We start from the raw sequence: 13,344 nt of genomic DNA, 5'->3' as shown, positions 1-13,344 counted from the left end.
CGCACGCGGGGGCGGAGCCGGCGGGCGGGCCTCAGGGCCCCTCGGCGGGGCGCCCGGCGACCCCGGGGCGGCGCTGCCAGGGGTGCGGCCCACCGGGCGGCCGGTACTCGACGCCGAGGGCGTCCAGCCGCGGGTAGTGGGCGGCCATCCGGCGCTCGAAGCCGGCCCAGTCCCGCGCGGCCGGGTCACGCGGCAGGTCGGACCAGGCGACCTCGGCGAAGGCGGCGAGACGGGGGAAGGCCCGGTAGTCGACGTCCCGGGCGCTCGTCATGAACTCGGTCCACAGGTTGGCCTGGGTGCCGATCACCCGGGCGGCCGCCGCGCCGTCCAGCTCCGGCGGGACGGGCTCGAAGCGGTAGACGTCCTCCGGGGTGCGGACGTAGCCGACCGGGATCGGCTCGTCCTTGCCGGGGGCCTGCCGGTGGTCCAGGTAGACGTGCTGCTCGGGGCACATCACCACGTCGTGGCCGGCCCGGGCCGCCGCGATGCCGCCCTCGTAGCCCCGCCAGGAGGAGACCGCGGCGCCGGGCGCGAGGCCGCCCTCCAGGATCTCGTCCCAGCCGATCAGCCGGCGGCCGCGGTCGGCCAGCCAGCGGTCGAAGTGGCGGATGAACCAGCTCTGCAGGGCGTCCTCGTCGGCGAGGCCGAGCTCGCGCATCCGGGCCTGTGCGGCGGGGCTCGCCCGCCACTGGTCCTTGGGGCACTCGTCGCCGCCGAGGTGGACGAACTCGGACGGGAAGATCTCCAGGACCTCCTCCAGCACACCCTCGAAGAACCGCAGGGTGGGGTCGGAGACGTTGAGCACGTTGGGGTTGACCCCCCAGTCCGTCCACACGCCGAGCGCCGCGGTGTCGACCACGTCGGTGTTGCCGAGCTCCGGGTAGGCGGCGATCGCGGCCTGCGAGTGGCCGGGCAGGTCGATCTCGGGCACCACGGTGATGTGCCGCTCGGCGGCGTACGCGACGATCTCGCGCAGGTCGTCCTGGGTGTAGTAGCCGCCGTGCGGGCGGTCGTCGCGGCGGTCGGCGGAGCGGTAGCCGACCATGGACCGCTCCCGCCAGGCGCCGGCCCCGGTGAGCCGGGGGTGGCGCCGGATCTCGATCCGCCAGCCCTGGTCGTCGGTGAGGTGCAGGTGCAGGACGTTCAGCTTGTGCACGGCCATCAGGTCGAGGAAGCGCAGCACGTCGGCCTTGGGCAGGAAGTGCCTCGCGACGTCCAGCAGCACGCCGCGCCAGCCGAACCGGGGGGCGTCCTCGACCTGCACGGAGGGCAGCGTCCAGTCGGCGCCGGGCAACGGGGCGCGGCGGTGGATCCGCGGGTCGAACATCTGGCGCAGGGTCTGCGCCGCGCGGAACAGGCCGGGGCCGGCGCCGCCGCGCAGGAAGGCGCCGTAGTCGGTGACCGACAGCGCGTACGCCTCGGGGCCGCCCGCGGCGAGCAGCTCCGGGTCGGTCTGCAGGCTGATCGTCTGCGTGCTGAGGCGGCCCTGCTCCAGGGTGCACGCGTCGAAGGCGAAGCCGGTCGCGGCGGAGAACTCGGCGCGCAGCCACCGGGCGACGGCCTGCGCCGCCGGCTCGTCGGCGGCGATCCGGGTCTCCGGGCGCAGCCGGAAGCTCCAGGGGCCGAGCGCCCCGTCGTCGACCTTCAGGCGCCGGGGGGCGGGGATGAGATCCATGCGGGCCATCCTGCCCCGTCGACCGGCAGTGGTACAGACCACTGCCGGTCCGGCCGCCCGTTACTTGTCGTCGCCGCCGCCGTCGCCGCCCTGGCCGAGACCCTCGAAGATCTCCTTGCACATCGGGCAGACCGGGTACTTCTTCGGGTCGCGGCCGGGGACCCAGACCTTGCCGCAGAGCGCCACCACGGGGGACCCGGAGAGGGCGCTCTCCATGATCTTGTCCTTCTGGACGTAGTGCGCGAAGCGCTCGTGGTCGCCGTCCCCGTGGGACACCTGGGGAACGGGCTCGACCAGGGTGCCGGTGCCGAGTCCGCGCTCGGGCTCAAGAGTGCTCATGGGTGCCAAGTCTATGGGGGCCGCTCCGAAGCGGGCCAGTACCGCAACGACCGCCCCGCGCGGTCGGTCCTAGTTCAGCGTCGGGTCGTCCGGGTAGGTGGCGAGCATCGCCAGCGGGCCGCGCTGGCGGCGCAGCACCGAGCGCCACAGCCGCTCCGGCTCCGGGCTGGAGACGTCGCCCGGCTCGCAGTCGACCACGTACCAGGCGCCCTCGGCGATCTCCGCCTCCAGCTGCCCGGGCGACCAGCCGGAGTAGCCGGCGAACACCCGCAGCGCGCCGAGCTCGCCGACCAGCACCTCGGGGGGCGCCTCCAGGTCGACCAGGCCGATGGCGCCGTGCACCCGGCGCCAGCCGATCGGGTCGCCGTGGCCGGGCTCGCCGGGCACCACCGCGATGGCGAGCGCAGAGTCCAGCGCCACCGGCCCCCCTTGGAAGACGACGGCGGGCTGGCCGGTGAGATCCGCCCAGCCGTCCAGGACGGCCGCCACCTCCACCGGGGTGGGCCGGTTCAGCACCACGCCGAGCGCCCCCTGGTCGTCGTGGTCGAGCAGCAGTACCACCGCTCGCGCGAAGTTCGGGTCGGTGAGCACGGGCGTCGCGACGAGCAGTCGGCCGGTGTGGGAGAGGGCCGCGGTCATGTCCACATGATCCCGCAGGACGGCCCGGGACGGGCGTCCAACACGAAACCTCCCCGCCCCGCCCCCGCGGGCCCGCAGGGCGCATCGGCACCACCCGGACGGCCGTACCCGCGAGTCGCCGGGGGGCCTCTGCCACCCCTCCGGAGCATGATCACCAAAGGGGCACACGGGAACCAATCGCCCACCCTCTACCATCTATGGATGGTGGAAGGGCTTTCGCCGGTGGCGGACGGTCCCTTCCACTCGCGTTTCCCCATGCCCCGCAGCCGAAGACCCCCTGCGCACCCCCCGGATTGCGAGAACGATGACCGACGACGTCCTGCTGGTTCACGGCGGTAACCCGCTCGAAGGCGAGATCCAGATCCGCGGTGCCAAGAACCTGGTGCCCAAGGCCATGGTCGCCGCGCTGCTCGGGCAGGGTCCGAGCCGGCTGCGCAACGTCCCGGACATCCGTGACGTCAAGGTCGTACGCGGCCTGCTGCAGCTGCACGGTGTCACCGTGCGCACCGGCGACGAGGACGGCGAGCTGATCCTCGACCCGTCGCACGTCGAGAGCGCCAACGTGGCGGACATCGACGCGCACGCCGGCTCCTCGCGCATCCCGATCCTGTTCTGCGGTCCGCTTCTGCACCGCCTCGGCCACGCGTTCATCCCGGGCCTCGGCGGCTGCGACATCGGCGGCCGGCCGGTCGACTTCCACTTCGAGGTGCTGCGCCAGTTCGGCGCCACCATCGAGAAGCACCCGCAGGGCACCTACCTGGTCGCCCCGCAGCGCCTGCACGGCACCAAGATCGAGCTGCCCTACCCTTCGGTCGGCGCGACCGAGCAGGTGCTGCTGACGGCGGTGCTCGCCGAGGGCGTCACCGAGCTGCGCAACGCGGCCGTCGAGCCGGAGATCGTCGACCTGATCTGCGTCCTGCAGAAGATGGGCGCGATCATCTCGATGGGCACCGACCGCACCATCCTGATCACCGGTGTGGACGAGCTGGGCGGCTACAACCACAAGGCGCTGCCGGACCGCCTGGAGGCGGCGTCCTGGGCGTGCGCCGCGCTGGCCACCAAGGGCGACATCTACATCCGCGGCGCCCGCCAGATCGAGATGATGACCTTCCTGAACACCTTCCGGAAGGTCGGCGGCGCCTTCGAGGTGGACGACGAGGGCATCCGCTTCTGGCACCCGGGCGGCGAGCTGCAGGCGATCGCCCTGGAGACCGACGTGCACCCGGGCTTCCAGACCGACTGGCAGCAGCCGCTGGTCGTCGCCCTGACCCAGGCCAACGGCCTGTCCATCGTGCACGAGACGGTGTACGAGTCGCGGCTCGGCTTCACCGGCGCGCTGAACCAGATGGGCGCGCACATCCAGCTGTACCGCGAGTGCCTGGGCGGCACCCCCTGCCGCTTCGGCGCCCGCAACTTCAAGCACTCCGCGGTGGTCTCCGGCCCGTCCAAGCTGATCGGCTCCGAGCTGATCATCCCGGACCTGCGCGGCGGCTTCTCGTACCTGATCGCGGCGCTGGCGGCCGAGGGCACCTCGACCGTGCACGGGATCGACCTGATCAACCGCGGCTACGAGAACTTCATGACCAAGCTGCGGGACCTGGGCGCGCACGTCGAGCTGCCCGCCGAGCAGCCCGTGACCGTCTGACGGGCCGCAGAACGCCGATGGCCGGCCTCCCCGAGGGGAGGCCGGCCATTGCGTTGTCCAGGCTGCTGCCGGGGGCTCAGGCGCCCTTGGCGGCTTCCTTCAGCTTGGAACCGGCGCTGACCTTGGCGCTGTAGCCCGCCGGGATCTGGATCGGGTCACCGGTCTGCGGGTTGCGGGCGGTGCGCGCGGCGCGGTGGGTCCGCTCGAAGGTCAGGAAGCCGGGGATGGTGACCTTCTCGTCACCCTTGGCGACGACCTCGCCGACGACCTCGGCGAAGGCGGCCAGCACGGCGTCGGCGTCCTTACGGGTCACCTCGGCGCGCTCGGCCAGCGCGGCCACCAGCTCACTGCGGTTCATGTGTACTCCTGTGGTCTGTTGCTTGCGGTGTGCGGGGGCCCCATCGGTCACCCCCTCCGGGGGAACCCGGATGGGCCGCTGGTCCGCACACTGGTGCTCGTTCAGGCGAGGGGTGGTCAGGGGCCTGGCTCCGGCCCCGAAGCGCCGCAAACCGCCCGCCCGGGTACGAATCCTGCCCCGACCGGCACTGAGAAAGCCAATCGGCCACCGGCGTTGTTGACCCGAACCGGGCCCTCCCGGCGGAGGTGTGACGCTCCGTCGGCTCCGGCGGACCGGAACGGGCGGCGGTCGGGACGACACGCCGGAAACCCGGGAGGGACGTTCCGTACTTGTCGGACACGCCACCCCCGTGCAGGGCTACCGTACGCCCTGGCACCGACAAGCCCAAACACGCCCCTTCCCCTTGTGTCGCAAGGGGAAGGGGGCGGTCGGGCCGCCGGTGCGTCGTTCGCACACCTGAGCGGTCAAGAACGACACTCCGGTCAGATGCCGACAACCGGGAACGAGGAGGTGTCGAGCGTGCCCACGATGCCCGCCGTCGGGCGCACCGGAACGGCCTCCTGGCCCTCCCGCGCGGCCAGCGCGACCTCGCGCACGGCCGCCGCGACGGTCTTCGCCACGTCCGGGTGGAAGACGCTCGGGATGATGTAGTTGGCGTTGAGCTGGTCGTCCGCGACGGTGGTGGCCAGCGCCCGGGCCGCGGCGATCATCATGCCGGTGTCGACGGTGCGGCTCTGCGCGTCCAGCAGGCCGCGGAACACGCCGGGGAAGACCAGCACGTTGTTGATCTGGTTCGGGAAGTCGCTGCGGCCGGTGGCGACCACCGCGGCGGTCTGCCGGGCGATCGCCGGGTCGACCTCCGGGTCCGGGTTGGCCAGCGCGAAGACGATCGCGTCCTTCGCCATGGTGGCCAGGTCGTCGCCGTCCAGCACGTTCGGCGCGGAGACGCCGATGAACACGTCGGCGTCCGCCACCGCCTCCTTGAGACTTCCGGTGCGGCCGGAGCGGTTGGTGTGGTCGGCGATCCAGCGGAGGCTGTCGTTGAGGTCCTCGCGGCCGCCGTGCACGACACCGTGCACATCGGCCACCGTGGCGTGCTCCACGCCCGCGGCCAGCAGCAGCTTCAGGATCGCGGTGCCCGCCGCGCCGGCGCCGGACATCACCACGCGGATGTCCGCGATGTCCTTGCCGACCACCTTCAGCGCGTTGGTCAGCGCCGCGAGGACGACGATGGCGGTGCCGTGCTGGTCGTCGTGGAAGACCGGGATGTCCAGGGCCTCGCGCAGCCGGGCCTCGATCTCGAAGCAGCGCGGCGCGGAGATGTCCTCCAGGTTGATGCCGGCGAAGCCGGGGGCGATCGCCTTCACGATGGCGACGATCTCGTCGGCGTCCTGGGTGTCCAGGCAGATCGGCCAGGCGTCGATGCCGGCGAAGCGCTTGAAGAGGGCCGCCTTGCCCTCCATGACCGGCAGCGCGGCCTTCGGGCCGATGTTGCCCAGGCCCAGCACCGCGGAGCCGTCGGTGACCACGGCGACGCTGTTGCGCTTGATCGTCAGCCGGCGGGCGTCCTCCGGGTTCTCGGCGATCGCCATGCAGACCCGGGCGACGCCCGGGGTGTAGATCATCGAGAGGTCGTCGCGGTTGCGGATCGGCAGCTTCGAGGACATCTCGATCTTGCCGCCGAGGTGCATCAGGAAGGTGCGGTCGGAGACCTTGCCGATGCTGACGCCGTCGATCGTGCGGAGCTTCTCGACGATCTCCTCGCCGTGGGCCACCGAGGCGGCGGCGACGGTCACGTCGATCCGCAGCGACTCCAGGCCGGAGGCGGTGACGTCGAGGCCGGTGACCGAACCCCCCGAGGACTCGACGGCCGTGGTGATCGCGCTGACGGCGTTGCCCCGGGCCGGGACCTCCAGCCGCACAGTGATCGAGTTGGAGACACTGGGCACCGTCGCCATCGACGTCCTTCTTCCGTCTGCTCTTGAGGGTTTTCCGCTCTCGATCGTCGCACTTACCGGTCGGTAGCCAGAAATAAAGTTCATTGAGTGTGCAGAACCCACAAACGGCGCGGCCCGCCGCACTGGGCCGCTCGTGTGCACCACCGAAAAACTCCGGCCGCGGCCTTGGCGTTCCGCGCCGATGCGTTACATTGGACGGGACACCGGCTCGATCCAAGCCCCCGGGCCCAACCTTCGTCGCTTCGAGCGACCACTTGCCGCGAGGCGAGCATGGCGGGTCGGTGTCATTGACATGGAAGGCCCCCACCTCACGGTGGGGGCCTTCGTCGTCTCCGCGGGCCTCAGCCACGCAGCAGGGCGGGCACGCCCGCCGCGTCCGGCAGGTCGTCCGGGCCGGAGAGCACGGTGAGCCGCTGGGTGGCCCGGGTGAGCGCCACGTACAGCACCCGCAGGCCCGCCTCCGACTCCCCCGCGATGCCGGTCGGGTCGGCGACCACCGTCGCGTCGTACTCCAGGCCCTTGGCCTCCAGGCTGCCCAGGGCCACCACGCGGTCGCCCAGGCCCTCGGCCCAGCGGGCCGCCTCCCCGCGGCGGTCCATCGGCACCACGACCGCCACCGTGCCGTCCACCTCGCCCAGCAGGCGCTCCAGCTCGGCCCGGGCGGCCCGGCCGAAGGCCTCCGCGCCGGCCTCCCGGACGGCCGCGAAACGCGGCTCGACCCCGGTCGACCGCACCGCGCTCGGCGACGGCGTGCCCGGCGCGGCCAGCGCCAGCACCTTCGCCGCCACCTCGGCGATCTCCGCCGGGTTGCGGTAGTTCACGGTCAGCGTGTGGCGGCGGCGCGGCTTGCCCGACAGCACCTCGTCCAGCGCCGCCTGCGCCTCCTCCGGGAACGGCCAGGAGGACTGCGCCGGGTCGCCGACGATCGTCCAGGTCGCCATCCGGGCCCGGCGGCCGATCATCCGCCACTGCATCGGCGTGAGGTCCTGCGCCTCGTCCACGATCACGTGCGCGTACTCGGTGCGCTCCACCGGGACGCGCTCGCGCCGACCGCCCGCGCGGTCCGCGTAGGTGGTGACCTCGTCCAGCCCGGACAGCAGGTCGACGGCGTCCACCTCGCGCGTCCTGGGTCGGGCCGGCTCGCCGAGCAGCACCTGCAGCTCGTCCACCAGCGCCACGTCGTGCGCCGACAGCCCGCCCGCGCCGCGCTCGTCCAGGTGGCGCCAGGACGCCGCCAGCCGCCGGGCCTCCTCCGGGGTCACCGCGCGCCGGGCGATCCGGTTGGTGTGCCGCGGGTGCCGCAGGGTGGCCAGCACCCGGCGCGGGGTCACCGGCGCCCACCAGGCGTCCAGGAAGTCCAGGAAGGCGGCCTCGTCCGAGACGTACTCGTCGAAGGCCTCCCGCTCGTCCTGGCGCTGCTCGCGCTCGAAGTGGTTCGCGGGCTTCGGCAGGTGTCGGGTGACGTCCTGCCACAGCGCGTCCAGCAGCAGCCTGCGGGCCCGCGGGCGCAGCAGGTTGAGCGGGGTGCCGCCGCCGACGACCGCGGCGCGCAGCGCCTTCAGACGGCCCGCGTCCAGCCGCAGGGCCTCGCCGCGGGCGAACACCCGCAGCTCGGTCGGGGCGCCGGTCTCCAGCGCGGCCCTGGCGGCCCGGCGCAGCAGCTGGACCATCCGGGCCGAGCCCTTGATCCGCGCCGTCTCCGGGGTGTCGTAGCGGGCCGCCTCGATGCCGTCGACCAGACTGCCGACCGCCCGGATCGCCACCTGCCCCTCCTCGCCCAGCGAGGGCAGCACGCCCTCGGTGTACGAGACCAGCAGCGGGGTGGGGCTGACCACCAGGATGCCGCCCGCGTAGCGGCGGCGGTCCTGGTACAGCAGGAACGCGGCCCGGTGCAGCGCGACGGCGGTCTTGCCGGTGCCGGGGCCGCCGGTCACCAGGGTGGCGCCGGCCGCGGCGGCCCGGATGACCTCGTCCTGCTCCTTCTGGATCGACGAGACGATGTCGCGCATCGAGTGGCTGCGGGCCCGGCCCAGCGAGGCCATCAGGGCGCCGTCGCCGACCACCGCGAGCTCGCGGCCGTCCAGGGTGGGGGCCAGTTCGGGGCGGAGCAGGTCGTCCTCGACGCCGATCACCCGGCGGCCGCGCGAACGGATCACCCGGCGGCGGATCACCCGGCCCGGCTCCAGCGGGGTCGACCGGTAGAACGGCGCGGCCGCGGGGGCCCGCCAGTCGATCACCAGCGGGCCGAACTCGGCGTCGAGGACGCCGAGCCGGCCGATGTGCAGGGTCTCCGCGACGGCCGGGTCGGCCGGGTCCAGCGGGGTCTGCGAGGGGATGCCGTGCTCCTCGGGGGCGTCGGCCTGCTGGAGGTCGATCCGGCCGAAGAGGAAGTCCTCGAACTCGCTGTTGAGTCGCTGCAGGTGCGCACCGGCCCGGTAGACCTGGGCGTCGCGCTCGGCGAGCGCGCCGGGGGTGCCGACCTGCACGCGCTTGGCGGCGTCCTCGAGGATGTACTCGGCCTCGGCGAGCTTCTCCTCCAGACGCCGGTAGACGGTGTCGAGGTGGCGCTGCTCCTCGGCGATCTCACGGTCGCGGACGGAGTCGGTGGTCTCTGGTGTGGTGTGCATGGGCCTCGGGGGGTACGGCGCGGGCGGGAGCGGCGGACGGAAGATCCTACTCCCTGACCCGGATCAAGGCAGCCACCCCGGGGCCCGGACTGCGAAGATCACCCCAGGGGCACGTGGGGGGTGCCCCCACGCGCCCCTGTGGGTGTGCCCCGCCTATCCGTCGCCGTACTTGGTGCCGGGGTCGGCGACGGGGTCGACGGCGAGGCGGTAGCCGCGTTTGACGACGGTGGCGATGAGGCGGGGGGTGCCGAGGGCCGCGCGCAGGCGCGCCATCGCGGTCTCCACGGCGTGCTCGTCGTCGCCGCTGCCGGGCAGTGCCCGCAGCAGTTCGCTCCGCGGGACCACCCACCCCGGCCGCCGCGCGAGGCTCCGCAGCAGGGCCATCCCGGCCGGCGGCACCGGCCGCAGGTCGCCGTCGACGAGGGCGGCCTGGCCGCGCAGTTCCAGGGTGTGTCCGGCGACGGAGAGTCGGCGGGCACGGTCGGGGAGCCGGGCGGTGAGGGTCTGGACCATGGCGCCGAGCCGCATCCGTTCGGGCCAGACGGTGGCGATGTCGAGTTCCTCCAGCGGGGCGGCGGTGACGGGGCCGACGCAGACCGGCAGGACGTCCCGCCGCAGGGCGTGCAGCAGCTCGGCGGTCTGGCCGCGTTCCGCGGCGCGGTCGAGCAGGCCGAGGGCGGCGGGTGCGGAGGTGAAGGTGACGGCGTCCAGGGAGCCGTTGCAGGTGGCGTCGAGGAGGCGGTCGACGGGGGCGAGGTCGAGCGGCGGCAGCCAGCGGTAGACGGGGACCTCGACGACCTCGGCGCCGGCCGCGGTGAGCGAGTCGACGAAGTCGCGCAGTGGGGCGCCGTGCAGTTGGACGGCGATCCGGCGGCCGTCGACGCCCTCGTCGAGGAGCCGCTCCAGGACCTCGACGGAGGACTCGGACTCGGCGGACCAGGCCTCGCGCAGTCCGGCGGCGCGGATGGCGCCCTTGGCCTTGGGGCCGCGGGCGAGCACGGTGGTCTTGCCGAGGCTGTGGACGAGGTCGTCGAACAGGTTCCAGCCCTCGGCGGCCTCGATCCAGCCGCGGAAGCCGATGCCGGTGGTGGCGACGGCGATGTCCGGGGGGTCGGCGATCAGGGCGCGGGTGGCGGCGAGGAGTTCGGTGTCGTCCGCGAGCGGGACGATCCGCAGGGCGGGGGCGCGCAGGACGGTGGCGCCGCGGCGCTGGAGGAGGGCGGCGAGTTCGTCGGCGCGGCGGGCGGCGGTGATGCCGATGGTGTAGCCGGCCAGGGGCGGGGCGGTGTCCTGCGACGGCACGAGGGGGGCGGTCGCGCTGGCTGTGCGGTCGGCCATGGGCTGACGTCCTTCGTGGAGCGCCCCGAGGCTGTCGGCGGGCCTTGGGGGGCGGTGCCGCTCGCCTCGGCCCTGGCGGGGCGGTGGCAGGCGGCGGGTGGGTGGGTGGACGGCCATCGTCCCGTGCCGGGGTGTCACCTCCGGGTCGGTCCGATTTCCGGCTTGTTTCGCAGGTGAGGGCCGGTCCGCGGGTGCGGACCGGCCCTCGTGGGGGATCAGACCCGGGCGAGTGCCGGAGCCTGGGCGCCGGCCGGGGCCGCGGCCGGACGCCGGAGGTACACCGCCCAGGTGAGGGCGAAGCAGACCGCGTAGGCGGCGAGGAAGGAGACGAAGGCGGGGGTGCCGCTCTTGGTGGTGAGGAAGGACTGGCGGAAGGCGAGGTTGATGAAGAGTCCGCCGAGGGCGCCGACGGCGCCGATCACGCCGATCGCCGCGCCGGACATCCGGCGGGACCAGGCGGCGGCGTCCTCAGGGGTGTCGCCGGCGGCGATCCGGTCCTGGGCCTTGGCCTCGAAGATGCCGGGGATCATCTTGTAGGTCGAGCCGTTGCCGACACCGGCGAAGACGAAGAGCGCGATGAAGCCGACCAGGAAGACGGGCAGCGACTTGATGGACGAGGCGTAGGTCACCACGCCGGCGGAGGCGGCCATCGCGACGAAGTTCCAGAAGGTGATCCGGGAGCCGCCCCAGCGGTCCGCCAGCCAGCCGCCGACCGGGCGGATGAGCGAGCCGAGCAGCGGGCCGATGAAGGTGAGCTGGGCGGCCTGCAGCGGGGTCCGGCCGAACTGGTTCTGCAGGACGAGGCCGAAGGCGAAGGAGAAGCCGATGAAGGAACCGAAGGTGCCGATGTAGAGCACCGACATCAGCCAGGTGTGCTTCTCCTTGACGATGGCCTTGAAGGTGCCGGTGTCGTTGCTGAGCTGGGCCAGGTTGTCCATGAACAGGGCCGAGCAGAGCGCCGAGACGGCGATCAGCGGGATGTAGATGCCGAGCACCAGGCGCGGCGAGGTGGCGCCGGCCCAGGTGATCACGCCGAGGCCGATCAGCTGGATGACGGGGACGCCGATGTTGCCGCCGCCGGCGTTGAGGCCGAGTGCCCAGCCCTTCTTCCGGAGCGGGAAGAAGGCGTTGATGTTGGTCATGGAGGAGGCGAAGTTGCCGCCGCCGACGCCGGTGAGCGCCGCGACCACCATGAACGTGGTGTACGAGGTTCCGGGGTGCATCACGTACGCGGCCGCGAGGCTCGGGACGAGGAGCAGCAGCGCGGAGACGATCGTCCAGTTCCGGCCGCCGAAACGGGCCACCGCGAAGGTGTAGGGGATGCGGACGAACGAGCCGACCAGGGTGGGCATGGCCACCAGGAAGAACTTGCCGGCCGGGTCGATGCCGTAGGGCTTGCCCATGAAGAGGACCATGACCGACCACAGGCTCCAGATCGAGAAGCCGATGTGCTCGGAGAACACGGAGAAGATCAGGTTGCGGTTGGCCGTCCGGCGGCCGGTGCTCTCCCAGAATTCGGTGTCCTCGGGCCGCCATTCCTGAATCCAGCGGCCACCTGTTCTGCGCTGGGCTGTGTCGCTCATCGGTCTCCCCTTGCGTGCCGGTGCCTGCCCTGCCCGTGCTGTCGTGAACGACGCTAGGAGCCCGTGGTTTCGGGTTTCGTTGTGCTCTGTGAAGCCTGCGGAACCGACCTCTCACCCGCCGGGCGGGGCCGGTGTGAGGCGCCGGAGACACACGAAGGCCGCCCTCCGGAGCGGAGGACGGCCTGGGTGCACATGGGATGGTGGAGATGCCGGGAATCGAACCCGGGTCCGATGGAGTGGATTCAGGACTTCTCCGAGCGCAGTCCGCTGTGCTTTTCTCGGCCCCGGCAGTCACGCGGACAAGCCGCCGACGGGCCCAGCTACTGTTTGATTTCCCTTCCGCCCCCGCAGCCGGGGCGGACGGTTGAGTTCCCTAGATTATGCCAGGGTCCGGGTCGGGAACGCCCCGGTCTGACACCCTATTCGCTCGCTGATCAGGCAGCGAGAGCGAACTGCGGGGTATCGCGCTTGGTGTTGGCGATTATTTTTTTGCGACACGTGGTTAACGAGATCATTGCCGCGTTCCTCGGCTCGCTTCTCCTGTTTCGACTACCACCGTCGAAACCGATCATCCCCATGTTGATTTGACAAGCAGCTCCGGCGGGCGGGGCCCTCCGGTGGTGCGAGTGCCATGGTACGCGGTCGGGCCCGGAAGGGTCCAGCGCATTACCCGGCGGCGGGGCGGGGCCCCTCAGACGGCCCGCTGCTTGCGGCGGGCCGCGGCGATGGCACGGTCCGACTCGCGGCGGTCCTGCTGCTCGCGCAGGGTCTGCCGCTTGTCGTACAGCTTCTTGCCGACCGCGAGGGCCAGCTCCAGCTTGACCCGGCCGTCCTTGAAGTACAGGGAGAGCGGCACCAGGGTGTGGCCGGTCTCCTTCACCTTCGACTCCAGCTTGCGGATCTCCAGCTTGTGCAGCAGGAGCTTGCGCTTGCGCTTCGCCGAGTGGTTCGTCCAGGTGCCCTGGACGTACTCCGGGATGAACAGGTTGTCGACCCAGGCCTCGTGGCCCTGGATGTACGCGTACCCGTCGACGATGTTGGCCCGGCCCTCGCGGAGGGACTTCACCTCGGTACCGGTCAGCACCATGCCGCACTCGTAGGTGTCGAGGATGGTGTACTCGTGCCGCGCCTTCTTGTTCTGCGCGATGAGCTTGTTGCCCTTTTCCTTTGCCATAGCGCCGA

10 protein-coding genes and 1 other RNA gene are annotated in these 13,344 nt (G+C 72.3%); 1 reads left to right on the top strand and 10 read right to left on the bottom strand.

The features are described 5' to 3' along the window. Nucleotides 1-31: 31 nt before the first annotated feature. The 3 genes from AB0P35_RS21210 to AB0P35_RS21200 all read right to left on the bottom strand — a co-directional run bounded on the left by AB0P35_RS21210 (nucleotide 32) and on the right by AB0P35_RS21200 (nucleotide 2,653). The gene (locus tag AB0P35_RS21210; protein ID WP_363512649.1) at nucleotides 32-1,675 is read right to left on the bottom strand and encodes a beta-N-acetylhexosaminidase; all 1,644 of its coding nucleotides are present in this window, start codon (nucleotides 1,673-1,675) and stop codon (nucleotides 32-34) included. 60 nt (nucleotides 1,676-1,735) lie between these two features. Further along, entirely contained in the window at nucleotides 1,736-2,014 is a 279-nt protein-coding gene (locus AB0P35_RS21205) for a DUF3039 domain-containing protein (RefSeq protein WP_030271953.1), read from the bottom strand. Between the two features lie 69 nt (nucleotides 2,015-2,083). Beyond that, nucleotides 2,084-2,653: a YqgE/AlgH family protein gene (locus tag AB0P35_RS21200; protein ID WP_095874659.1), complete on the bottom strand. Its 570-nt coding sequence runs from the start codon at nucleotides 2,651-2,653 to the stop codon at nucleotides 2,084-2,086. A gap of 304 nt (nucleotides 2,654-2,957) precedes the next feature. On the opposite strand from AB0P35_RS21200, the gene murA reads away from it, so the two are divergent. Then, complete coding sequence (murA, locus tag AB0P35_RS21195) at nucleotides 2,958-4,298, top strand: UDP-N-acetylglucosamine 1-carboxyvinyltransferase (RefSeq protein ID WP_095874658.1); 1,341 nt, start codon at nucleotides 2,958-2,960, stop codon at nucleotides 4,296-4,298. Nucleotides 4,299-4,374: 76 nt separating this feature from the next. Here the strand turns inward: murA and AB0P35_RS21190 are convergent, their stop codons facing one another. From AB0P35_RS21190 to smpB, 7 genes are all read right to left on the bottom strand, one after another. After that, nucleotides 4,375-4,656, bottom strand: coding sequence for an HU family DNA-binding protein (locus AB0P35_RS21190; RefSeq protein ID WP_030271959.1), 282 nt, complete (start codon nucleotides 4,654-4,656; stop codon nucleotides 4,375-4,377). Nucleotides 4,657-5,138: 482 nt separating this feature from the next. Beyond that, nucleotides 5,139-6,614, bottom strand: a complete 1,476-nt coding sequence (locus tag AB0P35_RS21185) for an NAD-dependent malic enzyme (protein WP_095874657.1) — start codon at nucleotides 6,612-6,614, stop codon at nucleotides 5,139-5,141. Nucleotides 6,615-6,955: 341 nt separating this feature from the next. Further along, complete coding sequence (locus tag AB0P35_RS21180) at nucleotides 6,956-9,241, bottom strand: UvrD-helicase domain-containing protein (RefSeq protein ID WP_363512646.1); 2,286 nt, start codon at nucleotides 9,239-9,241, stop codon at nucleotides 6,956-6,958. Nucleotides 9,242-9,394: 153 nt separating this feature from the next. Then, nucleotides 9,395-10,579 carry a uroporphyrinogen-III synthase gene (locus AB0P35_RS21175; RefSeq protein WP_363512644.1) on the bottom strand — a complete coding sequence of 395 codons (1,185 nt, stop codon included), beginning with the start codon at nucleotides 10,577-10,579 and terminating at the stop codon, nucleotides 9,395-9,397. 215 nt (nucleotides 10,580-10,794) lie between these two features. Continuing rightward, nucleotides 10,795-12,162, bottom strand: a complete 1,368-nt coding sequence (locus tag AB0P35_RS21170; protein ID WP_363512642.1) for a nitrate/nitrite transporter — start codon at nucleotides 12,160-12,162, stop codon at nucleotides 10,795-10,797. A gap of 198 nt (nucleotides 12,163-12,360) precedes the next feature. After that, nucleotides 12,361-12,738, bottom strand: a transfer-messenger RNA (tmRNA) gene (gene ssrA, locus AB0P35_RS21165). 115 nt (nucleotides 12,739-12,853) lie between these two features. Beyond that, on the bottom strand, nucleotides 12,854-13,336 hold the full coding sequence (smpB, locus tag AB0P35_RS21160; protein ID WP_095874653.1) for an SsrA-binding protein SmpB: 483 nt from the start codon (nucleotides 13,334-13,336) through the stop codon (nucleotides 12,854-12,856). Nucleotides 13,337-13,344 lie beyond the last annotated feature (8 nt).

It is taken from the genome of Kitasatospora sp. NPDC085879 (assembly GCF_040686255.1).
In the GTDB taxonomy this organism is placed as follows: domain Bacteria; phylum Actinomycetota; class Actinomycetes; order Streptomycetales; family Streptomycetaceae; genus Kitasatospora.
Note: the sequence above shows the minus strand (reverse complement) of the source record. Positions and strands in the feature narration are given on the sequence as shown.